Genomic DNA, 22294 nt, shown 5'->3' on the forward strand with positions numbered 1-22294 from the left:
GATCACTTGACCTCGCCATCCGCGAACGACGCCTGGTACGCGGCGAACTGCGCGCGCTCCTCGTCGACGAGCGCGTGCCCGTCGGCGTAGACATTCTCGAAGATCGACATGTCGTCGGGGTCGGGCATGGCGCGCACCGCCTCGCGGACGCGCTTGCCGAGCGCCTCGCTCTCCGCCTCCAGACCGTCGAACCAGGCCGCGTCGGCGTGGCCCTGGGCCTCCAGGTAGCGGCGCAGGCGCAGGATCGGGTCCTTCGCCTCCCACGCCGCCCGCTCGTCGTCGTGGCGGTAGCGGGTCGGGTCGTCCGAGGTGGTGTGGGCGCCCATGCGGTACGTGAACGCCTCGACGAGGGTCGGGCCCTCGCCGCGGCGGGCCCGCGCCAGGGCCGAACGGGTCACGGCCAGGCAGGCCAGGACGTCGTTGCCGTCGACGCGGACACCGGGGAAGCCGAATCCCTGCGCGCGCTGGTACAGCGGTACGCGGGTCTGCTTCTCGGTGGGCTCGCTGATGGCCCACTGGTTGTTCTGGCAGAAGAACACGACCGGGGCGTTGTACACGGCCGAGAAGGTGAACGCCTCCGCGACGTCGCCCTGGCTGGACGCCCCGTCGCCGAAGTAGGCGATGACCGCGGAGTCGGCGCCGTCCTTGGCCACGCCCATCGCGTAGCCGGTGGCGTGCAGCGTCTGCGAGCCGATCACGATCGTGTACAGGTGGAAATTGTTGCTGTTGGGGTCCCAGCCGCCGTGGTTCACGCCGCGGAACATCCCGAGCAGGTTCGTCGGGTCGACCCCGCGGCACCAGGCGACGCCGTGCTCGCGGTAGGTCGGGAAGACGTAGTCGTCGTCGCGCAGGGCCCGGCCGGAGCCGATCTGCGCGGCCTCCTGCCCGAGCAGCGAGGCCCACAGGCCCAGCTCGCCCTGGCGCTGGAGGGCGGTGGCCTCGCCGTCGAAACGGCGGGTCATCACCATGTCCCGGTACAGCCCGCGCAGCTCATCGGGGCCGAGGTCGACGTCGTACTCGGGGTGCTGGACGCGCTCGCCCTCGGGCGTCAGCAGCTGTACGAGCGGCGGCTCGGAGTGCGAACTCTGCGGCTTCCTCGCGGCGCGCGTTGCGCGCTTGGCACCGGTGCCGGTGCCGCCGGTGCTGGTGCCGCTGCTGCGTCGCGGCTTGCGCGCGGCAGTGCCTTCCACGGTCACGTGCGTGCTCCTCCGTCTGTCCGGCCCCCGGGGTCCGCCGGGTACCAGTGCGGCTCGCCTGGATCCGTCGCGTGCACGGGGTGGGTGCTCTCGCGACCGGGAACAGGCGTGACAGTTGCCCCGGCGAGCACCCTGTCACAGGCACGTTACCCAGTGCGCCGCATTCCTGCGAAACCCCATTTGACCTGCGATTTTGCTTGGATTTCCAAGTAAATCGAGAAATGTGGGGACAACGCCTGGTCACACCGCCGGCGAGGCCTGCGGAAAAACACGGGGAACACGGGGTGACAGCCTCGCAGGCCGCCGGAACACCGGCACGTTATCCCGCGCACCCCGGGCTCGGGAAGAGTTGACGGACAGGCGATGTGACGCGGGTCATCTGATAGTGATCTAACATCTGGCAAGTGCCGCGCTCATCTGTAACGGCTCCGCCCGCCTCCCTGACGGTCCCGCCCACCGTCCCCGACGTGCCCCACGTCCCCGCCCCCCGCCACTGTGCGCCCCCCGCACCCCCCGTGAGCGCCCTCCTGCGCCGCTATCCGCCGCACGGCGAGCCCCTCACCTGCGTACCGGTCACCCAGGGCCTGCTGAACCGGGGCTACCGCCTCACCACCACGCGCGGCACGTACTTCCTCAAACAGCACCTGGACGCCCCCACCTCCGACCGCGCGACCATCACCCGCCAGCACCGGGCCACCCAGCGCCTGCACGCCCTCGGCGTCCCCGTCGCCCCGCCGCTCCCCGACGCCGAGGGGCGCACGGTCGCCCTCCTCGGCGGCCACTGCTACGCCCTGCACCCGTGGGTGGAGGGCCGCCACCGCGACGGCGCCCAGCTGACGGAGGCGGGCTCCCGGCGGCTCGGCACGCTCCTCGGGTTCGTCCACACGTGTCTGGAGCGCGTCATGGGAGCCACCCGCGCCCACCCCGCGGGCCGCGACTACGGCAGCGCCGACCCGCAGGACACGCTCCGGCTCATCGACGAACTGCTGGCCCTGGCCCGCGCCCGCCGCCACCGGGTCGCCTTCGACGAGCTCGCCGAGCACCGGCTGACCGAGCGGCGCCGGCTGCTGGCGGAGCACGCCCACCGCCGCCCGGCCCCCGCGACGCCCGCGACGGGCGGCTGGGTCCACGGCGACTTCCACCCGCTGAACCTGCTGTACCGGGGCGCCGAACCCGCCGCGATCGTCGACTGGGACCGGCTGGGCGTGCAGCCCCGCGCGGAGGAGGCCGTCCGGGCCGCGATGATCTTCTACGTGCAGCCGACCGGGCGGCTGGACCTGGCGAAGGTGCGGGCGTACGCGCGCGCGTACCGCCGCGCCGCCGGGGTCGACGCGGCGGAGCTGGCGGCCGCGGTGCACCGCGTGTGGTGGGAGCGGCTCAACGACTTCTGGATACTGCGCTGGCGCTACCAGCTGCACGACAGCAGGGCCGACCCGCAGTTCCCCGCGGTGTCGGCCCTGGCGGTGTGGTGGACCCGCGAGTACGAGGCGGTACGCGACGCCTTCACGGGCTGACCGGGGCGCGGCCGGCGGCCGGGGCCCGGTGCCGGCCGTCCAGCCGGCCGCGCGGTGCCCCGTTCAGCCGGCCGCGCAGTCGCCCGTTCAGCCGCCTGCTCAGTCGCCCGTTCAGCCGCCCGTCGTGGAGCCCGTGGTCGAGGTGGTCCCCGTCGACGTGCCGCCCTGCTGGCCGCCGCCCGTCGTGGTGCCCCCGGTGTCGCCGCCACCGCTGCCGTCCGTGGAACCGGTGGTGCCGCCGCCGTCGGTCGTGCCCTGGTCCGTCGAGCCGGTGGAGCCGCCGCCCTCGGTGGTCCCCTGGTCGGTGGAGCCCTCGGTGGTGTTGCCCTCGGTGGTGCCCTGGTCGGTCTCGCCGCCGGTGGTGGTGCCGTCGGTCGAACCCGTGCTGCCGCCCGTACCCCCGCTGGAGGGCGACGGGTCCTGGCTGTACGTCGGGGGCCTCGGCTTCCACGAGGGCTGCGGCTGCCAGTGGTCGCCGCCCGTCGAGGTGTCGGGCTCCTGCTCCTCCTCCGACGCCGAGGGCGACGGCGAGGGCGTCGTGCTGCTGCTGACGGACGGCTTCGGCGAGGTGCTCGGCTTCGTACCGGGACCGCCGCCGGGGGAGTCGCCGACCTTGAGGGCGTACGCGGCCCCCGCCACGATCGCGATCAGCGCGAACGCGACGAACAGCAGCACCTTGCCGCGCCCGCCGCCCCCACCGCCGCCGTGCCCGCCGTAGCCGGCCGCGTAGCCACCGTCGTCGGGGTTGCGCGGCGGCAGGATCGGGCCCTGCGAGGTGTCCCCGTGCACGGGGTGGACCGCGTGGCCGGGCCGCCCCGGCGTCGCCGCGCCCCCGGGACCGCCCGTCGCCGCGGCCATCACCGCGGTCGCCGCGACGCCGCCGAGCGGCGACGGACCGCCGTCGTGCCCGCCGACCGGGCCGGTGCTCCAGGTACCGGTGTGGCCGCCCTGCTCCTGGAGCATGCGCAGCGCGTACTGGATCAGCCCGCGCATCTCCTCGGCGCTCTGGAACCGGTCGTCCGGGTCCTTCGCGAGGGCCCGCATGGCCAGCCCGTCCAGCTCCGGCGGCGGCGCCGCGTCGGAGACCTCGGACGGCGGCACCGGGATGTCCTGGACGTGCTGGTACACCACCGACAGCGGCGTCTCGCCGACGAACGGCGGGCGCAACGCGAGCAGTTCGTACAGCAGGCACCCCGTGGCGTACAGGTCGGAGCGGTGGTCGACGGCCTTGCCGAGGGCCTGCTCCGGCGACAGGTACTGGGGGGTGCCCATGACCATGCCGGTCTGCGTCATCGTCGTGGACGCCCCGTGCAGCGCGCGGGCGATGCCGAAGTCCATCACCTTGACCGCGCCGCCGTGCGTGATGATGACGTTCGCCGGCTTGATGTCGCGGTGGACGATGCCGTGCTGGTGCGAGTACGCCAGCGCCTCCAGGACGCCCGACACGATGATCAGGGCCTGCTCGGGCGGCGGTGCCTCCGCGCTGACCAGCAGCTCGCGGATGGTGCGGCCCTCGACCAGCTCCATGACGATGTACGGCACGGCCTGGCCGCCCACCTCGTCCTCGCCGGAGTCGTACACCGCCACGATCGCGTGGTGGTTCAGGCCGGCGACCGACTGCGCCTCGCGCGTGAAGCGCGCCTTGGAGACCGGGTCCTCCGCCAGGTCGGCGCGCAGGAGCTTCACCGCGACCGTGCGGCCGAGCCGCACGTCCTCCGCGGCGAACACCTCCGCCATGCCGCCGCGGCCGAGGCGGTGGGTCAGCCGGTAGCGGCCGTCGCCGACCATGCCGCCCTCGCCGAACTCGACGGCCTCCCGGCGCCCCGACGCTCCGTCGTCCGACACTCCGCCGCCACCTGCTTCGGATCCGGGTGCCATCGTCCTCGCCGTCATTTCCGTTGCCGTCCGCGCGCTGTGCCCGCGAGCGGTGTGCCGCCGTCTCCCAAGGGGTACTTCGCCACGTCACGCTACAGCCTCCGCGCGGCGCGGCGGTTCGGGATGGACCGGCCATCCAATCGGTTCGGTGTACGCCCGTGCAAATTCGATGCGGTTCACGTAACGCTTCCGAGACGCTTCCACCGCGTACGGTCACGGAACGGGCACCCGGCTTGACGTGTCGGTGGCCTGGGGCAGACTGGGCCGCGTCAGTACGGATCACCGCGGGCACGCGCGCGCGTAGGGGGAAGCACGATGAGCCAGGACGGCGCTCAGGGCCGCTATGCCGGCGGTTCCGTGGCGAACGGCCGGTACCAGCTGCGCGACCTGCTCGGCGAGGGCGGCATGGCCTCGGTGTACCTCGCCTACGACAGCGCCCTGGACCGCCAGGTGGCCATCAAGACCCTCCACACGGAACTCGGCCGGGAACAGTCGTTCCGCGAACGGTTCCGCCGCGAGGCGCAGGCCGTCGCCAAGCTCCAGCACACCAACATCGTCTCCGTCTTCGACACCGGCGAGGACACGGTCGTCTTCTCCGACCCGTCGATGGGCGACGCCGGCGTCATGCCGTACATCGTCATGGAGTACGTGGAGGGCCGGCCGCTCGGCTCGGTGCTCGCCGCGGACATCCGCGACCACGGGGCGATGCCGGCCGACCAGGCCCTGAAGGTGACCGCGGACGTGCTCGCCGCGCTGGAGACCAGCCACGAGATGGGCCTGGTCCACCGCGACATCAAGCCGGGCAACGTGATGGTGACCAAGCGCGGCGTGGTCAAGGTCATGGACTTCGGCATCGCCCGCGCCATGCAGTCCGGCGTCACGTCGATGACGCAGACCGGCATGGTCGTCGGCACCCCGCAGTACCTCTCCCCCGAGCAGGCCCTGGGCCGCGGCGTCGACGCCCGCTCCGACCTGTACTCGGTCGGCATCATGCTGTTCCAGCTGCTGACGGGCCGGCTCCCCTTCGACGCCGACTCGCCGTTGGCCATCGCGTACGCGCACGTGCAGGAGGAGCCGGTCGCGCCCTCCACCATCAACCGCTCGCTGACCCCGGCGATGGACGCGCTGGTGGCGCGGGCGCTGAAGAAGAACCCGAACGAGCGCTTCCCGAGCGCCGCCGCCATGCGCGACGAGTGCCTGCGCGTCCTGAACGCCGGGCAGACGGGCGCCCCGGTGATCGTCTCCGGCGCCCCCGCGAACAGCGGCTCCGGCGTGGGCTCCGCGGTGTTCCCGCCGCTGGACGCGGCGAACCCCCAGCCCGTCCCGCACGGCGGTGTCCACACCCCGTACCAGGCCCCCGCGCCGACCCCCGGCCCGTACGGCCCGCCGACACCGGCGCCCGCCCCGGCCGCGTACGGCTACCCGCACCAGGCCCACACCCCGGCACCCGCCTACCAGACCCCGGCGCCCGGCCCGGTGACGTACCCCGGCGGGCCCGTCGTCGTCGGCGGTCCGGGCACGGGCGGCGGCAGTGGCGGCCGGCGGAACATGCCGATGGTCGTGGGCGCCGCCCTCGTCGCGCTGATCGCCGTCGCCGGCGTCATCGTCGCCCTCTCCCTGAAGGAGGACGACGACCCGGGCGCCGGGGGCACGGGCGGCCAGGCCGGCTCCACGGCCTCCGCACCGGCGGCGGCCGGCCACAAGCCGCCCGAGCGCTACCGGACGATCAAGGCGACGGAATGCTCGGAGGCACAGGAGGACACCAACGACCCGGCGAAGGTGCGCGCCCCCAGCTTCATCTACAAGGACGTCATCTCGGTGAAGGAGTGCATCCAGGCCGCGGGCTGGAAGTACCAGATCAAGGAGGTCGACGACCCCCTGTACGCCGAGGACCAGGTCATCCAGCAGTTCCCGCGCGAGGGCGCGGCCGTGGTGCCGGGCAACCAGACCTTCGAGCTGACGGTCGCCACGGGGGACCCGGGGCAGTAACGGCACCCCCCGGGGCGGGGCGGCTGGGTGCCCGGCTGGGTGCCCGGGGCGCTCCGGCTCCGCGCGGTGCGGGTCGGCTGGCGCGGGTGGGCCGCGGGCGCGGGTGGGATGCCGCGGGCGCGGTCGGGCGGGGCGTGCGGACGTCACCTTTACGGACGACGCCGGCCCCCGCCCCCGCATGCGGGCGGTCCCCCGCCGTGCGACGGTGATCGCACCACCCCGCTGCTCTCAGGAGAGGGTCACCCGGTGACTGCTCCACCACTCGGCCCGCGGGCCTGCCCCCGAAGCCCCGCCGCCCCCGCGGCCCCCGTCGCCCTGCCGCTGTCGCCGTCCCTGTCGCCGTCCCTGCCGCTGTCGCTGTCCCTGTCGGCGGCGCTGCTCTCGGCGTGGCTGTACTGGGCGCCCCCCGCCGGCGCGGAGGAGACCGGGTTCCCCGTGCCGAGCACCGGCCAGGGCGCGGCCCACGCGCCGGAGCCGCCCGCCGACGCGGGCACGGGCGAGGACCCCGACACGGGCCCGGGCGGCGGATCGGGCACCGGAGGCGGCTCGGGCACCGGTGCCGCTCCGGGTACGGGCCCCGGCTCGGACGCGGGCCCCGGTCCGGGTGTGGGTCCGGGCGCCGGCTCGGGTACGGGTACCGGCTCGGGTACGGGTGCCGGGCCGGGTACGGGTGCCGGGCCGGGTACGAGTGCGGGTGCCGGGCCGGGTGCGGACGACGCCACCGGCCCGGACGGCCGCCCCGACCACCTCGCCCCGCCGGCCGCCCCGCCCGCCCCCTCCTCCTCACGCCCCGCCTCCGGCCGCCCGCCCGCCGGCCCCGCGTCGCCGACCGTCCGCCCGGTGACCGCACCGCCGCAGCCGTCCCTCGCCGGTCGCCCCGCCGGTGCCGGGCGCCCCAAGCCGGGGCGCACGGCCCCGCCGTCCCCGACCGGCCCGGCCGCCGCCTCGCACGTGCCCGGCGACGGCTCCCGTACCAGAACGGCAACAGACCGGGACGCCCTCGCCCACCAGGAACCTGAGTGGGAAGCGGTACCCGGGTTGGACCCCCCGGCGGCCACCATCCCCCGCCGCACGCCCTCGGCCGCCGCGCGCGACACGGGCGCGCACTCCGCGGAATCGGCCGTCGACCGGCGGGTTCCCGTCTTCACCCTCGGCGTGGGGCTCTCCCTGATGGGCCTCGGCCTCGGCTTCATCGGGCTGCGGCTGCGCCGCCGCTGACACCTCCGCCGCCCCCTCCGTCCTCCTCAGGGGGGACCCCCTCGGTCCCTCCTGAGTCGGTTGTCCCCGCGGGCATACTCGGTATACATACTGAGTATGTCGATTCGCCACGGCCTGCTGGCCCTCCTCGAACGCGGCCCGCGCTACGGCTCACAGCTCCGCTCGGAGTTCGAGTCGCGCACCGGCTCCACCTGGCCGCTCAACGTCGGCCAGGTCTACACGACCCTCAGCCGGCTGGAGCGGGACGGCATGGTCGCGCAGCAGGGGGAGGACGGGGCCGGCCACCCGCTGTACGTGATCACCGACGAGGGGCGGGCCGAGCTCCGCACCTGGTTCGAGCGCCCCGTCGACCGCACCAGTCCGGCCCGTGACGAGCTGGCGATCAAGCTCGCCATGGCGGTCGGGGCGTCCGGCGTGGACATCCGCGCGGTGATCCAGTCCCAGCGGCGGCACACCGTCAAGGCGATGCAGGACTACACGCGCCTGAAGGCCCGGGCCCTCTCCGCCGTCGAGGACACCGGCCCGCAGCAGCGCGACGACGTGGCCTGGCTCCTCGTCCTGGAGCAGCTGATCTTCCAGACGGAGGCGGAGGCGCGCTGGCTGGACCACTGCGAGGCGCGCCTGATCCGCCTCTCGGCGGCGGCCCGGCAGGACCCCGCCCCGGTCCGGGGATCGGCCCCGGGATCGGGGCCGGGCCCCATCCCGGTCCCCTCGGCGACGGACTCCGACGCCGGCGGCACCACCGGCACCACGGGGGTCGCCGCCGGCACCACGGGGGTCGCCGGCGCGGCCGCGGAGCGCGCGCCCGGCCGCTGAGGCCCCATCGCAGGCAGCACCGGCAGACCCTGCCACCGAACCGATCCACCACGACGACCGACCGCTCCGAGCGCGCCCGCCGACCCGTGTCGGGCCGCCCGCCAAGGGGGAACCCTCCATGTCCATACCGACGCCACAGCTGTCACAGCAGGCGCACCAGTCACCCAAGCCCGTTCTGCGGCTCCAGCAGCTGACCCGCGTCCACGGCACCGGCGCCACGGAGGTGCACGCCCTGCGCGGCATCGACCTCGACGTCTTCCCGGGCGAACTGGTCGCCGTCATGGGCCCGTCCGGCTCCGGCAAGTCGACTCTGCTCACCATCGCCGGCGGCCTCGACACCCCCACCTCCGGACGGGTCGTGGTGGAGGACACCGACATCACCACCGCCGACCGCAAGACCCTCGCCGCCCTGCGCCGCCGCAGCATCGGCTACGTCTTCCAGGACTACAACCTCATCCCGGCGCTCACCGCCGCCGAGAACGTCGCCCTGCCGCGCGAACTGGACGGCACCTCCGCCCGCAAGGCGCGCGGGGAGGCGCTCGCCGCGCTGGAGGAGATGGGCCTGGCCCACCTGGCCGACCGCTTCCCCGACGAGATGTCCGGCGGCCAGCAGCAGCGCGTGGCGATAGCCCGCGCGCTCGTCGGCGAACGGCGGCTCGTCCTCGCCGACGAACCGACGGGCGCCCTGGACTCCGAGACCGGCGAGTCCGTCCTCGCCCTGCTCCGCTCGCGGTGCGACGCCGGCGCGGCCGGCGTCCTCGTCACCCACGAGCCGCGGTTCGCCGCCTGGGCCGACCGCGTGGTCTTCCTGCGCGACGGCGCCGTCGTCGACCAGACCGTGCGCTCCGGCGCCGAGTCCCTCCTCTCGGGGCAGGCGGGCGAGCGGTGAAGAACTGGTTCCACTCCTGGCGCGCCGCGGTGCGGATCGCCAGACGCGACGCCTGGCGCTTCAAGGGCCGCAGCTTCCTCGTCCTCGCGATGATCGCGCTGCCCATCCTCGGGGTGAGCGCCGCCGACCTGACCCTGCGCAGCGCCGAACTCTCCCCGCAGGAGCGCGCGACCCGCCAGCTCGGCGCCGCCGACGCCCGGCTGAGCGACCCCGGCTACGGCGGGGCGCCCGTCCTGCAGTCCCCCGACGGCAAGATGACCACGCTGCCCGAGCGGGACGACGACGAGCCGCTGCCCGAGGGCGACGCCGACCTGAACGGCATCGTCCCCGCGGGCGCCACCGTGCTGAAGGACAGCAGCGGGTCCGGGAAGCTGCGGACGGCCCACGGCCTGCTCCACACGGAGATCCGCGAACTCCAGGCGGCCCACCCGGCCGCGCGCGGCATCATGACGCTGCTCGACGGCCGCTTCCCCGAGCGCGCCGACGAGGTCGCGGCCTCGACGCGCTTCCTGGAGGAGAGCGGCCTGAAGGTCGGCGGCACGCTCGCCGCCCGCGGACTCGACCGCGAGTACCGGATCACCGGCGCGTACGAACTCCCCGACGACCTGAAGACGGTCCAGGTCAACGCCCTCCCGGGCGCGTTCCTCGACCCGCTCCGCAAGGGCCTGGAAGCGTCCGGCATGGCCACCGCGGGCAGCTCCACCGGCCTGCTGGTGAAGCTCGACCGCGACCGGGGGGGCTCCGCGGGCGACGGTTTCACGTGGAACATGGTCAAGGAGGCCAACTCCAAGGGCGTCAGCGTGGTCTCCCGCGCCGTCCTCGTGGACCCGCCCGCCGACGCCGACGTACCGCTGTACCGACAGAGCAGCTGGTACACGGGCGACTCCGGTGAGAAGAAGGCCGTCCTGGTCGCCGGCGCCACGATCGTGGGCCTCGCCATGCTGGAGATCTGCCTGCTCGCCGGGCCGGCCTTCGCGGTCGGCGCGCGCCGCTCCCGCCGCCAGCTCGGCCTGGTCGGCGCCAACGGCGGAGCCCGCAGCCACATCCGCGCCATCGTGCTGGCCGGCGGACTGGTGATCGGCGTGGCCGCGGCCGTCACCGGCACGGTCCTCGGCCTCGCCCTGACCTTCGCGCTGCGGCCGGTGCTGGAGGACACCCTGGGCCAGCGGTTCGGCGCCTTCGACGTGCGCCCGCTGGAGCTGCTCGGCATCGGCGCCCTCGCCGTGCTGACCGGTCTGCTCGCCGCCGTCGTCCCCGCCGTCACGGCCTCCCGCGAGACGGTCCTCGCCTCGCTGACCGGCCGCCGCGGCGTCCGCAGGAGCAACCGCGTCCTGCCCGTCGTCGGCCTCGCGGCCGCCCTCGTCGGCGGCGCCATCGCCCTCTACGGCTCGGTGGTCACCGACCAGTTCGTCATCGTCGCCGGGGGCAGTGCCCTCGCCGAACTGGGTGTCGTCGCCATGACGCCGATGCTGGTCGGCGTCTTCGGCCGCGCCGGCCGCTGGCTGCCGCTGTCGCCCCGGCTGGCCCTGCGCGACGCCGTCCGCAACCGGGGCCGCACGGCGCCGGCCGTCGCCGCCGTCCTCGCCGCCGTCGCCGGCACGGTCGCCGTGGCCACGTACGCGGCCAGCCAGGACGCCCAGCAGCGCGCCGAGTACACGGCGTGGCTGCCGCATGGAGCCGTCTCGGCTCTCGTCGTCGAAGAGGCCGGCCGGGACGTCTCCGCGGTGCGTGAGGCCGTGCAGAAGCATCTCCCCGTGGACGTGCGGGCCGACGTCTCGCGGATCGTGGTCGGCAAGCCCGGCTGCTCCCCCCACGAGGAGGGCGAGGGGTGCGGCCGGCTGGAGGTCGTCGTCCCGAAGGCGAACGAGTGCCCGCTGTGGGGCACCGTCGGCCCCGACGGCGAGGACCCCTCCGCCAAGTTCTCCCCGCAGGAGCGCCGCAAGCTCGCCGACGACTGGCGCTGCCAGTCCTCCGGTTCCGGCTCCGTCCCCACCGAGGAGAGCCTGGTCGTGGGGGACGAGAAGCTGCTGACGGTGCTCGGGATCGACGACCCGGCCGCCCGGAAGGCGCTGGCCGAGGGCGGCGTCGTCTCCTTCCACAAGCCGCACGTCGACGCCGGCGCCCTCGCGGTGCGCCTGGTCACCGACCCGGCCAAGGCCGCCGCGGCGCTGGAGAAGGGCCAGGTCCCGCCCGGCCCGGTGAAGCGCCTCCCCGCGTACCCGGCCCCCGAGGACACCGACTCCTACGGCGTCTCCGCCGTGATCAGCCCGGCCGCCGCCAAGGCCGCCGGTCTCACCACCGTCCCCATGGGCTCGTACTTCTCCACCGACCACGTGCCCGGCTCGGAGCAGCGCCAGAAGCTCGACGCGGACCTCGCCCGGATCGGCAGCGACGTCCAGCTGCACGTGGAGGAGGGGTACGTCAGCGAGTCCGGCATCGTCCTGCTGGCCCTGACCCTCTTCGCCGGCCTCATCACCATCGGCGCGGCCGGTATCGCCACCGGCCTCGCCCAGGCCGACGCCGAAGCCGACCTGAAGACCCTCGCCGCCGTCGGCGCCCCGCCCCGGGTGCGTCGCACCCTCAGCGGGTTCCAGTGCGGGGTGGTCGCGGTGATGGGCGTCGTGCTGGGCTCGGTCGCGGGTGTCCTGCCCGCGATCGGACTGCGGCTCACCGAGCGGCGCGAGGCGGCGCGCTGGTACGAGGAGGCCCGCGACGGCGGCTGGGCCGGCGCCGGCGACCTGCCGCACATACCGGTCGTCGTCCCCTGGGAGACGCTCGGCGCCCTGCTGATCGCCGTCCCCCTGGGCGCCGCGCTCCTCGCGGCCCTGCTCACCCGGTCGCGCGGGGCGGTGGCCCGCCGGGCGGCGGCCTAGGTCCGGGACACCGGGCCCGCGCCGGTACGGACACCGGGTCGTGCCCCCGCGCGAGGGTGGATCACCTTCGCGCGGGGGCAGACCGAGTGGTGACGCGTCTGTACGAGAGAATGGCGGCATGGAGATGCCGAGGAATGAACGGTCGGAGAGTCCGCAGGTCCTCATCGTCGGGCAGGACGGAATGGCGCTCGGCGGCGGGAACGGCGACGACGAGTCGCGGGAGATCCCGGTGACGGAGATGGTCGAGCAACCCGCGAAGGTCATGCGGATCGGCAGCATGATCAAGCAGCTGCTGGAGGAGGTGCGGGCGGCACCCCTCGACGAGGCGAGCCGGGTCCGGCTCAAGGAGATCCACCACAGCTCGGTGAAGGAGCTGGAGGAGGGCCTCGCGCCCGAGCTCGTCGAGGAACTGGAGCGGCTGTCCCTCCCGTTCACCGACGACGGGATCCCCTCGGACGCGGAACTGCGGATCGCGCAGGCGCAGTTGGTGGGATGGCTGGAAGGGCTCTTCCACGGCATCCAGACGGCGCTGTTCGCCCAGCAGATGGCGGCGCGCGCCCAGTTGGAGCAGATGCGCCGCGCCCTGCCGCCGGGCGTCGGCTCGCAGGAGGACGACGAGCAGGGGCCGAGCAGGGCTCGTACGGGCGGCCCGTACCTGTGACCCCTGAACCCGTGAGGGCGTGAACCCGCCCTTTCGAGGCCGCACTTCCGAACCGTGACGGCCCGGCACGCACCGCGTGCCGGGCCGTCCGCCGTTCGCCGTCCGCCCGTTCGCCGTCCGGGCCGATGGGGCGCGACCCGTGGGTGGCGCCGCGTCAGGCCACCGCGTCAGGCGGCCGCGCCGCCCGTGCCGGTGGTGAGCAGCACCTTGCCGACGTGCGTGCTGTCCTCCAGCGTCCGGTGGGCCTCGGCCGCCTCCGCCATCGGGAAGGTCCGGTCGACGACCGGGCGGACGCTGCCCGCCTCGACCAGCGGCCAGACGTGCTCCCGTACGGCGGCGATGATCGCCGCCTTCTCCGCCGGCGGGCGCTTGCGCAGCGAGGTCGCCGTCACCGCCGCCCGCTTGTCGAGCAGCGCGCCGAGGTTCAGCTCGCCCTTGACCCCGCCCTGGAGTCCGATGACGGCCAGACGGCCGTTGACGGCGAGCGCCCGCACGTTCGGTCCGAGGTACTTGGCGCCCATGATGTCGAGGATGACGTCCGCCCCGGCCCCGTCCGTCGCGGCGCGCAGCTCCTCGACGAAGTCCTGCCGCCGGTAGTCGATGAGGATGTCGGCGCCCAGCTCCGCGCACCGTTCGAGCTTCTCCGGGCTGCCCGCCGTCACCGCGACCCGCGCGCCGACGGCCTTGCCGAGCTGGATCGCCATGGTGCCGATGCCGCTGGCGCCGCCGTGGACGAGCAGGGTCTCGCCCGGGCGGAGGTGGGCCACCATGAAGACGTTCGACCAGACCGTGGCGGTGACCTCCGGAAGCGCGGCCGCCGTGACGACGTCGACGCCCTTGGGGAGCGGCAGGAGCTGACCGGCCGGGACGGCGACCTTCTCGGCGTACCCGCCGCCCGACAGCAGCGCGCACACCTCGTCACCGACGTTCCAGCCCGAGACGCCGGGGCCGATCGCGGCAACCCGGCCGGAGCATTCGAGGCCGGGGTAGGGGGACGCGCCAGGCGGGGGGTCGTAGAAGCCCTGGCGCTGGAGCAGGTCCGCGCGGTTGACGGCGCCGGCCGCGACGTCGACGAGCACCTCGCCCTCGCCGGGCACGGGATCGGGCACCTCGGACCAGACGAGCGCCTCGGGGCCACCGGGTTCGGGAATCGTGATCGCATGCATGCGCGCGAGGCTACTCCGCATCCCGCACACGGTGCGGAGCCCGCCGAGCCTCGCACTGCCCGCCTTCGGACTCCGCACCCGGCCCAGGGGGTGTCTCGCCGTTCAAGCCGGGCTCCCGGCGTGAACGACGGGACACCCCGAGCGTGCGTGCCGGGCGTCGCGGCCCAGGCGGGACTTTCCGGAAACCCCCTAGTCCCGGCCGGGGCCGTTCGCCGCGCCGTTCCAGCTGGAGGGCTTCGCCGTCGTCCGCACCGCGCCGCGCGCCCGGCGCACGATGGTGATGACCCGGTCGGTCAGCTGCAGCGGGCTCGCCTCGGGGTCGTCGTAACCGATCAGCCGGTGGCCGCGCAGCACGCTCACCACGAGGTCGGAGGTGTGGCGGACGTCCTGCCCGGCCTCGGCCTTCGTGACGGGGCGCTCCACGAGGTCGAGCCCCGAGCCCTGGTGGATCAGGTCCTCCAGGACCGCGCCGGCGCTGGGGCTCAGCACGGAGAGGCCGAGCAGCCGTCCCGCCGCGCTCGCGCTGGTGATGACGGCGTCCGCGCCGGACTGGCGCAGCAGCGGGGAGTTCTCCTCCTCGCGCACCGCCGCGACGATCTTGGCGCCCTTGTTGAGCTGCCGGGCCGTGAGGGTGACGAGGACCGCGGTGTCGTCCCGCTGCGTGGCGATGATGATCTGCCGGGCCCGCTGGGCCTCGGCGCGCAGCAGCACGTCGCTGCGGGTGCCGTCGCCGACCACGCCGGTGAGGCCGTCGGCGTTCACCACGTCGATGACCTTGCTGCTCGGGTCGACCACCACGACCTGTTCCTTCTTCAGGCCCGTGGCCATGAGCGTCGCCAGCGCGGAACGGCCCTTCGTCCCGAAGCCGACGACGACGGTGTGGTCGCGCAAGGTGGACCTCCAACGCTTCTGGCGCCACTCCTCGCGGGTGCGCTCGGCCAGCACCTCAAGGGTGGTGCCGACCAGGATGATCAGGAAAAGGACGCGCAGGGGCGTCACGACCAGGATGTTGACCAGCCGGGCCGCGTCGCTGGCCGGCACGATGTCGCCGTAGCCGGTGGTCGAGAGGGTCACCGTCGCGTAGTAGGCCGCGTCGAGGAGGCTGACGCTCCCGTCGATGTTGTCCTTGTAGCCGTCCCGGTCGATCACCACGATCAGCACGGTGACGGCGAGGACGAGGAAGGCGAGGGCCAGACGCTGGCCCACCTGCCGCAGCGGGTGCTCGACCATCGCGCGGGGAAGCCGCACCCGGCCGGTGCCGAGGATGTCCTCCTCCGGCGCGCTCGTCGGTTGCTGACTGGGCAGTTTCACGTGAAACACCCTCCCTGGGCAGGTGTCGGCACCGGCGCGGCGGCCGTCCACGGCAGGGGCAGGACTTCCACGTACTCCTCCGGGCGGGCTCCGCCCGGAGGGATGACGGCGAGGCCGTCGGCCGCGGCGAGGCCGCGGAGCATGGCCGGCCCGGCGTAGTGGAGCGGGACGGCCCGGCCCGCGCGGTGGACGACCGGTACGAGCCGGGTGTCCCGCGGGTGGCCCTGCACCGCGTCCCGGACGGGGACGCGGCACGGATCCGGAGCGGGGTGTCCGGCCAGTCCGCGCAGCAGCGGTTCCGCGAGCGTGAGCAGTCCGGAGACGGCGGCCAGCGGGTTGCCGGGCAGCCCGACGACGTACCGGGGCGTGCCGGGGCCGGCGAGGCGGGCCAGCAGCATCGGGTGCCCCGGCCGTACGCCCACGCCGTCCACCAGCAGCTCCGCCCCGACCGCCGCCAGGACGGGATGGACGTGGTCGACCGGTCCGCCGGCGGTGCCGCCCGTCGTGACGACGAGGTCCGTGTCGGCCCCGGTGACGGCCGCGCGCAGCGCCTCGGCGTCGTCCCCGACGCGGCGGACGGCGACGACGTCGGCGCCGAGGGCGCGCAGCCAGGGCGCGAGCATCGGGCCGAGGGCGTCCCGGACGAGCCCGTCGTGCGGGACGCCGGAGGTGAGGAGTTCGTCGCCGAGGACGAGCACTTCCACGCGGGGGCGCTCCGCGGTGAGCAGTTCGTCGTACCCGGCGGCCGCCGCCAGGCCGAGGACGGCGGGGGTGACGGCGGTGCCGGCGGCGAGCAGTTCGTCGCCGGTGCGGCACTCCTGGGCGCGCGGCCGGATGTCCTGCCCGGGCAGCACGTCCCCGCGGGCGTACAGGTGGCCGCCGCCCTCCCCGGTGCGGGCCCGCTCGCGGTCGGGGCCGGTGCGGGCGTGCTCGGAGCGGATGACGGCGGTGGTGCCGTTCGGTACGCGGGCGCCGGTGGCGATCCGTACGGCGGTGCCGTCGGCCAGCGCGGGCGCCTCCCCGTGCCCGGCGAGGACGGAGTCGCCCGACCGGATCTCCCACGGGCCGGGGCCGCCGACCGCCCAGCCGTCCATGGCGGAGGTGTCGAACGAGGGGAGGTCGGTGAGTGCGGTGAGCGGCGCGGCGAGGACCCGGCCGAGCGCGTCGGCGAGGGGGACTCGGCGGGCTCGGGCGGGAGTGGCGCGGCCTTGGCGGGCGGCGACCTCCCGGGCCCGGTCCCACGCCGCCGCGTGGGGGCCGGGGGCCGCGGGCCGGGCGGACGGGCTGCCGACCAGGGCCAGTGCTTCGTCGACGCCGTCGACGTCGGGACCGGTCATGCGGGTCCGGCCTCCCCGGCCTTCCCGGACTCCCCGGCCTTCCCGGACTCCCCGGCTTCACCGGTCTCCGCGGTCTCTCCGGCCCACCGTGCGGCGAGCGCGGTCGCCTTGCGGACCGCCTCGGCGACGGCCTCGGGGCCTCCCCCCTCCGCCTTGGCCGCCGCGTACCCCACGAGGAACGTGGTGAGCGGGGCCGCCGGGCGGGCGACGCCGTGGGCCGCGTCGCGGGCCAGGTCCAGCAGCAGACCGGTGTCGACGTCCAGCTCGACGCCGAGTTCGGCCTTGACCGCGGTGATCCATTCGTCCAGCACGTTCCCATGCTCCCTGATGCGGGCCCGGGCCGCTGCGAGATCGTCCCAGGTGTCGCAGTCGAAGGCGGCGAGCGGCGGGGCGGGGACCCGGGCGAGGTCCAGTTCCCCGGTCAGCAGACGCAGGGGCAACCCGGTGAGAGCGCCGTGCTCGGCGGCGAGGAGCGCGATCTCGCGGCGCAGCGGCTCGGTGCGGTACGCCGCGACGAGCGGCTGGTCGCGGTCGTCGGCGTCGACGGCGAGCGCCGCCTCGGCCGTCCCGGCCGTGAGCGCGTCGACGAGCCGCCGGACGGCCGCGCGGTCCAGGAAGGGCAGGTCGCCGCCGAGGACGACGACCGTCTCGGCCTCCACCTGCCGCACGCCGGCGGAGAGGGCGGCGAGCGGCCCGCCTCCCGGCGGGTCCTCCCGCGCCCACCGGACGGGGCGGGCGGTGGGTCGCCGGCCGCCCACGACGACGGTGCGTCCGGCGTCGCGGCAGGCGTCGAGCACCCGGTCGAGCAGGGTGCGCCCGCCCACGCTCAGGCCGGGTTTGTCCGCGCCACCGAGTCGCCTGGCGGCGCCCCCGGCCAGCACGACGGCGTCGAATCGGGTCACCGCCCCAGTATGGGCGCCGCCCCGGCCGGCGCTTCCCCCGGCCCCGCGGGAAGGGGCCGGGGGCGCACGGCGGCACCGCGCGTGCCGGGGTGCCTCGTGTGCCGCCGGCCCCCGGCTACAGGGTGCGCAGCAGGACCGCCGGCTGCTCGACGCAGTCGGCGACGTACCGCAGGAAGCCTCCCGCGGTGCCGCCGTCGCACACCCGGTGGTCGAACGTGAGCGACAGCTGCACCACCTGACGCACGGCCAGTTCCCCGCGGTGCACCCACGGCTTGGGGACGATCCGCCCGACACCGAGCATGGCCGCCTCGGGGTGGTTGATGATCGGCGTGGAGCCGTCGACGCCGAACACGCCGTAGTTGTTGAGCGTGAACGTCCCGCCGGTCAGCTGCGCCGGGGTGAGGGAGCCGGTCCGCGCGGCCTCGGTGAGCCGGGCGAACTCCGCGGTCAGCGACTCGGCCGACCGGGCGTGCGCGTCGCGGACGACGGGGACGACCAGACCGCGCTCTGTCTGGGCGGCGAAGCCGAGGTGCACCTCGGGCAGCCGCACGATCTCGCGGGCCTCCTGGTCCACCCGGGAGTTGAGCTCCGGGTGGCGGGCCAGCGCCGCCACGCAGATCCGGGCGAGCAGCGCGAGCAGGGAGATCTTCGGTGCGCCGGCGGCGTTCATCGCGGACCTGGCCGCCATGAGCTCCGTCGCGTCCGCGTCGACCCAGCAGGTCGCGTCGGGGATCTCCCGGCGGCTGCGGGACAGCTTCTCCGCGACGGCGCCGCGCACCCCGCGCAGCGGCACCCGCTCCTCCGCGCCGGGCCCGGTCCGCGGGCCACCGGCCGGCGCCCCCCGCTCCGGGGCGGTGTGCGCGGTCGCGGCAGGGGGCGCCGGAGCCGGCTCGGTGGACGCCCGCTCGACGTCCGCGCGCAGGATGAGCCCGTCGGGCCCGGAACCGCGCAGCCGCCGCAGGTCGAGGCCGCGTTCCCGGGCGAGCTTCCGCACGAGCGGGGAGATCACCGGTACCGGCCCGTCCGACAGGGCCGCGGGCGCGGCGGCAACGACCGGACGTCCACCGGCCACCGGACCGACGGGGGCGGCGGTCGGGGCGGTGGCCGACGGGGCCGCCGCTCCGGCGGGCGCGGCGGGGCGTACGCGGCGACGCCGGGCGGCGGCCGCGCTCGTCCCGTACCCGACCAGCACGTTCCCCGAGCCCTCCGCCGCGTCGTCCGCGGGGGCGGCCCCGGAGGCCACCGGCTCCGGGGCGGGCGCGGCGGGCCTGGAGCCGCCGGTGGCATCCGCCGGGACGCCGTCGACGGGCGCGCCGTCACCGTCCGGGCCGTCAGGCGCGCCGACGGCGACGGTGATCAGCGGTGCGCCGACCGGCAGCTCCTCGCCCTCCTCGCCGTAGCGGGCGGTGACCACACCGCCGTAGGGGCAGGGCACCTCGACCATCGCCTTGGCCGTCTCGACCTCCACGACCGGCTGGTCGATGGCGACGACGTCACCGACCGCGACGAGCCACCGCACGATCTCCGCCTCGGTGAGCCCCTCACCGAGGTCCGGCAGCTTGAACTCCAACACCCGGGCCATCAGCTCCCCGCCTCCCACTGGAGCCGCGCGACCGCGTCCAGGACCCGGTCGACACCGGGCAGGTGGTGCCGCTCCAGCATGGGCGGGGGGTACGGGATGTCGAAGCCCGCCACCCGCAGCACCGGCGCTTCCAAGTGGTGGAAGCACCGCTCGGTGACGCGGGCGGCGATCTCCGCGCCCGGCCCGGCGAAGCCCGTCGACTCGTGGACGACGACCGCCCGCCCGGTGCGCCGGACCGACGCGCAGACCGTCTCGTCGTCGAACGGCACCAGGGACCGCAGGTCGACGACCTCCAGGTCCCAGCCCTCGGCCCGCGCCGCCTCGGCCGCCTCCATGCACACCGGCAGGGAGGGGCCGTACGTGATCAGGGTGGCGCTGCGACCGGTGCGGCGCACCACGGCCCGCCCGATCGGCTCGACGGCGGCGGGGGCGTCGGGGGACCAGTCGGACTTGGACCAGTAGAGCCGCTTCGGCTCCAGGAACACGACCGGGTCGTCGGAGGCGATGGCCGCGCGGAGCAGCCCGTAGGCGTCGGCGACCGTCGCGGGCGTGACGACATGGAGCCCCGGAGTCGCCATGTAGTACGCCTCGGACGAGTCGCTGTGGTGCTCGACGCCGCCGATGCCGCCGCCGTACGGCACGCGGACCACGAGCGGCATCGGCATGGCGCCGCGCGTCCGGTTCCGCATGCGCGAGACGTGGCTGACCATCTGCTCGAAGGCGGGGTAGGCGAAGGCGTCGAACTGCATCTCGACGACCGGCCGCAGCCCGTACATCGCCATGCCGACGGCCGTGCCGAGGATGCCGGCCTCGGCGAGCGGCGTGTCGGTGCACCGGTCGTCGCCGAACTCCTTGGCCAGCCCGTCGGTGACCCGGAAGACGCCGCCGAGGGTGCCGACGTCCTCGCCCATGACGTGCACGGTCGGGTCCTCGGCCATCGCGTCGCGCATGGCCCGCTGGAGGGCCTGCGCCATCGTCGCGGGCTTCGCCGCGGTGGCGCGCTTGGCGGCCACGGTGGTCATCGCTCGTCACCTTCCGATTCGGCGTCCAGCTCGGCCCGCAGCTGCGCCGCCTGCTCCCGCAGCTGCGCGGTCTGCTCCGCGTAGACGTGGGTGAACAGGTCCATGGGGTCCAGCACGGCGTCGGCGTTCATCCGCTCGCGCAGCCGGGCGGCCATGGCCTCGGCCTGCTCGGCCGCCTCCCGTACGCCGTCCTCGTCGATCAGTCCACGCTCCGTCAGCTCCCGCTCCAGCAGCCTGATCGGGTCGTGCCGCCGCCATGCCTCGACCTCGCCGTCGCCGCGGTAGCGCGTCGCGTCGTCGGCGTTGGTGTGGGCTTCCACGCGGTACGTCACGGCCTCGACCAGCGTGGGACCGCCACCGCGCCGGGCCCGCGCCACCGCCTCGGAGAGCACCTGGTGGACCGCGGCGGCGTCGTTCCCGTCGACGAGGCGGCCCGGCATGCCGTAGCCGACCGCCTTGTGCGCGAGGGAGGGGGCCGCGGTCTGCTTGGCGAGCGGCACGGAGATGGCGAAGCCGTTGTTCTGCACGAGGAAGACGACCGGTGCCTGCCAGACCGCCGCGAAGTTCAGCGCCTCGTGGAAGTCGCCCTCGCTGGTGCCGCCGTCGCCGACCATGGCCAGGGCCACGACGTCGTCGCCCTTGAGGCGGGCGGCGTGCGCCAGGCCCACGGCGTGGGGCAGCTGCGTGGCGAGCGGGGTGCACAGGGGGGCGATGCGGTGCTCGCGCGGGTCGTACCCGGTGTGCCAGTCGCCCCGCAGCAGGGTCAGCGCCTCGACGGGGTCGAGGCCGCGCGCCATGGCCGCGAGGGTGTCCCGGTACGACGGGAAGAGCCAGTCCCGCTCCTCCAGGACGAGCGCGGCGGCCACCTCGCAGGCTTCCTGCCCGGTGCTGGAGGGGTACACCGCCAGACGGCCCTGCTTGGTGAGGGCGGTCGCCTGGGCGTTGTACCGGCGGCCGCGCACCAGCTCGGTGTAGAGCCGCCGCAGCACCTCGGGGGCGAAGCCCGCGGCGGCGTCCGTGCCGAGCACCCGGAAGGGCTCGGGGTCCGGGAGCAGCGGCGCCGGATCCGTGCGGGGCTTCCACGCCGGTGGCGGGGTGAGCCGGTAAGAGGCCGCGCCGGGCAGCTCTTGGACCGTCATGACAGCACCTCCTCGTGGGAGTGGGCATAACACCCGGGGGCGGCGCGGAGTGTGGCGCGCCTCACCTACCGATTGTTCGGTCGTGGATCCAATTTGGCTACAGGCGCCCTCAGCCTGTGGACAAACGGTTTTGCACAGCCTGGGATAGGGGCAGGTCGTCCACGAGAGGAAGGCGGGGGGACATGGCAGCTGAACAAATGGCCGAGGGCCGGGAGCAGGGGTTTCCGGACGACCAGGCGGCGGTGCCGCCGCGCCCTCTCGACGCCATCGACCGCGACATCCTGCGGATCCTCCAAACGGATGGCCGCGCCTCGATACGGTCGGTCGCCGAGCGGGTCCACGTGTCGCGCGCGAACGCCTACGCGCGGATCAACCGGCTCATCGACGACGGCGTGATCCGGGGCTTCAGCGCGCGCGTCAACCACGAGCGGGCGGGCCAGGGCGCCTCCGCCTACATCACGTTGAAGATCGTGCAGAACTCCTGGCGCACGGTCCGCGAGCAGCTCCAGGCACTGCCGGGCGCCGCGCACATCGCCCTGGTCAGCGGCGATTTCGATGTCCTGCTCCTGGTGCACACGCCGGACAACCGCACGCTGCGGGAGCTGGTGCTGACCAAGCTCCAGGCCATCCCGGAGGTGCTGTCCACGCGGACGCTGCTGGTGTTCGAGGAGACGGACCTCAACCGCAGGCTCGCGGCCGACGAGGCGTAGCGGCCCCGCCGGCCGGACGGGCAGCGCGGGTCCTCCAGCGGGCGCCGTGCGCGGGGCGCGGTGCGGGCTCGCAGTGCCCGGGGGCGGGCTCGGT

At 75.0% G+C, this 22294-nt stretch carries 17 protein-coding genes; 8 read left to right on the forward strand and 9 right to left on the reverse strand.

Going from position 1 to position 22294, the window contains the following annotated elements; all coding sequences use genetic code 11:
• Positions 1 to 2: 2 nt before the first annotated feature.
• Positions 3 to 1196: a pyruvate dehydrogenase (acetyl-transferring) E1 component subunit alpha gene (gene pdhA, locus LPA54_RS10295; RefSeq protein WP_228976084.1), complete on the reverse strand. Its 1194-nt coding sequence runs from the start codon at positions 1194 to 1196 to the stop codon at positions 3 to 5.
• Positions 1197 to 1663: 467 nt separating this feature from the next.
• On the opposite strand from pdhA (LPA54_RS10295), the gene LPA54_RS10300 reads away from it, so the two are divergent.
• A complete protein-coding gene (locus LPA54_RS10300) occupies positions 1664 to 2710 on the forward strand; it encodes a phosphotransferase (RefSeq protein WP_228976087.1) in 1047 nt (348 codons plus the stop codon).
• Positions 2711 to 2821: 111 nt separating this feature from the next.
• On the opposite strand, the gene LPA54_RS10305 is transcribed toward LPA54_RS10300, so the two are convergent.
• A complete protein-coding gene (locus LPA54_RS10305) occupies positions 2822 to 4588 on the reverse strand; it encodes a protein kinase (protein WP_228976089.1) in 1767 nt (588 codons plus the stop codon).
• A gap of 312 nt (positions 4589 to 4900) precedes the next feature.
• On the opposite strand from LPA54_RS10305, the gene LPA54_RS10310 reads away from it, so the two are divergent.
• The 6 genes from LPA54_RS10310 (at position 4901) to LPA54_RS10335 (ending at position 13031) form a co-directional block, all read left to right on the forward strand.
• Positions 4901 to 6574 (forward strand): protein kinase, encoded by a 1674-nt coding sequence (locus tag LPA54_RS10310; protein ID WP_228976092.1) that lies wholly within the window; start codon positions 4901 to 4903, stop codon positions 6572 to 6574.
• A gap of 246 nt (positions 6575 to 6820) precedes the next feature.
• Positions 6821 to 7792, forward strand: coding sequence for a hypothetical protein (locus tag LPA54_RS10315; RefSeq protein WP_228976093.1), 972 nt, complete (start codon positions 6821 to 6823; stop codon positions 7790 to 7792).
• Between the two features lie 96 nt (positions 7793 to 7888).
• Positions 7889 to 8608, forward strand: a complete 720-nt coding sequence (locus LPA54_RS10320) for a PadR family transcriptional regulator (protein WP_228976095.1) — start codon at positions 7889 to 7891, stop codon at positions 8606 to 8608.
• Between the two features lie 118 nt (positions 8609 to 8726).
• On the forward strand, positions 8727 to 9497 hold the full coding sequence (locus LPA54_RS10325) for an ABC transporter ATP-binding protein (RefSeq protein WP_228976097.1): 771 nt from the start codon (positions 8727 to 8729) through the stop codon (positions 9495 to 9497).
• Entirely contained in the window at positions 9494 to 12370 is a 2877-nt protein-coding gene (locus LPA54_RS10330; RefSeq protein WP_228976099.1) for an ABC transporter permease, read from the forward strand. The genes LPA54_RS10325 and LPA54_RS10330 overlap by 4 nt, the downstream gene beginning before the upstream one ends.
• A gap of 118 nt (positions 12371 to 12488) precedes the next feature.
• Entirely contained in the window at positions 12489 to 13031 is a 543-nt protein-coding gene (locus LPA54_RS10335) for a bacterial proteasome activator family protein (RefSeq protein WP_228976100.1), read from the forward strand.
• A 167-nt stretch (positions 13032 to 13198) separates the two neighbouring features.
• Here LPA54_RS10335 and LPA54_RS10340 read toward each other — a convergent pair whose 3' ends face one another.
• The 7 genes from LPA54_RS10340 to pdhA (LPA54_RS10370) form a co-directional block, all read right to left on the reverse strand.
• Entirely contained in the window at positions 13199 to 14197 is a 999-nt protein-coding gene (locus LPA54_RS10340; RefSeq protein ID WP_228976103.1) for an NAD(P)H-quinone oxidoreductase, read from the reverse strand.
• Between the two features lie 189 nt (positions 14198 to 14386).
• Entirely contained in the window at positions 14387 to 15508 is a 1122-nt protein-coding gene (locus LPA54_RS10345) for a TrkA family potassium uptake protein (RefSeq protein ID WP_228976105.1), read from the reverse strand.
• A complete protein-coding gene (locus tag LPA54_RS10350; protein WP_228976106.1) occupies positions 15505 to 16845 on the reverse strand; it encodes a molybdopterin molybdotransferase MoeA in 1341 nt (446 codons plus the stop codon). The genes LPA54_RS10345 and LPA54_RS10350 overlap by 4 nt, the downstream gene beginning before the upstream one ends.
• Positions 16842 to 17747: an NTP transferase domain-containing protein gene (locus LPA54_RS10355; protein ID WP_228976109.1), complete on the reverse strand. Its 906-nt coding sequence runs from the start codon at positions 17745 to 17747 to the stop codon at positions 16842 to 16844. The genes LPA54_RS10350 and LPA54_RS10355 overlap by 4 nt, the downstream gene beginning before the upstream one ends.
• Before the next feature lie 115 nt (positions 17748 to 17862).
• On the reverse strand, positions 17863 to 19329 hold the full coding sequence (locus LPA54_RS10360; protein WP_228976112.1) for a dihydrolipoamide acetyltransferase family protein: 1467 nt from the start codon (positions 19327 to 19329) through the stop codon (positions 17863 to 17865).
• The gene (locus tag LPA54_RS10365; RefSeq protein ID WP_228976114.1) at positions 19329 to 20351 is read right to left on the reverse strand and encodes an alpha-ketoacid dehydrogenase subunit beta; all 1023 of its coding nucleotides are present in this window, start codon (positions 20349 to 20351) and stop codon (positions 19329 to 19331) included. Before LPA54_RS10365 ends, LPA54_RS10360 begins: the two co-directional genes overlap by 1 nt.
• Positions 20348 to 21490, reverse strand: coding sequence for a pyruvate dehydrogenase (acetyl-transferring) E1 component subunit alpha (gene pdhA / locus LPA54_RS10370; RefSeq protein ID WP_228976116.1), 1143 nt, complete (start codon positions 21488 to 21490; stop codon positions 20348 to 20350). Before pdhA (LPA54_RS10370) ends, LPA54_RS10365 begins: the two co-directional genes overlap by 4 nt.
• A gap of 182 nt (positions 21491 to 21672) precedes the next feature.
• On the opposite strand from pdhA (LPA54_RS10370), the gene LPA54_RS10375 reads away from it, so the two are divergent.
• The gene (locus LPA54_RS10375) at positions 21673 to 22200 is read left to right on the forward strand and encodes an Lrp/AsnC family transcriptional regulator (protein WP_228976118.1); all 528 of its coding nucleotides are present in this window, start codon (positions 21673 to 21675) and stop codon (positions 22198 to 22200) included.
• The last annotated feature ends 94 nt before the right edge of the window (positions 22201 to 22294 follow it).

Source organism: Streptomyces sp. DH12, from assembly GCF_020873895.1.
Classification (GTDB): domain Bacteria; phylum Actinomycetota; class Actinomycetes; order Streptomycetales; family Streptomycetaceae; genus Streptomyces.

Bases quoted from the DNA above. Each gene is read 5' to 3' on its own strand.
- LPA54_RS10350 (WP_228976106.1), bottom strand. From the start codon at position 16,845: ATGACCGGTCCCGACGTCGACGGCGTCGACGAAGCACTGGCCCTGGTC.
- LPA54_RS10360 (WP_228976112.1), bottom strand. From the start codon at position 19,329: ATGGCCCGGGTGTTGGAGTTCAAGCTGCCGGACCTCGGTGAGGGGCTC.
- LPA54_RS10335 (WP_228976100.1), top strand. From the start codon at position 12,489: ATGGAGATGCCGAGGAATGAACGGTCGGAGAGTCCGCAGGTCCTCATC.
- LPA54_RS10325 (WP_228976097.1), top strand. From the start codon at position 8,727: ATGTCCATACCGACGCCACAGCTGTCACAGCAGGCGCACCAGTCACCC.
- LPA54_RS10310 (WP_228976092.1), top strand. From the start codon at position 4,901: ATGAGCCAGGACGGCGCTCAGGGCCGCTATGCCGGCGGTTCCGTGGCG.
- LPA54_RS10375 (WP_228976118.1), top strand. From the start codon at position 21,673: ATGGCAGCTGAACAAATGGCCGAGGGCCGGGAGCAGGGGTTTCCGGAC.
- LPA54_RS10305 (WP_228976089.1), bottom strand. From the start codon at position 4,588: ATGGCACCCGGATCCGAAGCAGGTGGCGGCGGAGTGTCGGACGACGGA.
- LPA54_RS10365 (WP_228976114.1), bottom strand. From the start codon at position 20,351: ATGACCACCGTGGCCGCCAAGCGCGCCACCGCGGCGAAGCCCGCGACG.
- LPA54_RS10340 (WP_228976103.1), bottom strand. From the start codon at position 14,197: ATGCATGCGATCACGATTCCCGAACCCGGTGGCCCCGAGGCGCTCGTC.
- LPA54_RS10320 (WP_228976095.1), top strand. From the start codon at position 7,889: ATGTCGATTCGCCACGGCCTGCTGGCCCTCCTCGAACGCGGCCCGCGC.
- pdhA (WP_228976116.1), bottom strand. From the start codon at position 21,490: ATGACGGTCCAAGAGCTGCCCGGCGCGGCCTCTTACCGGCTCACCCCG.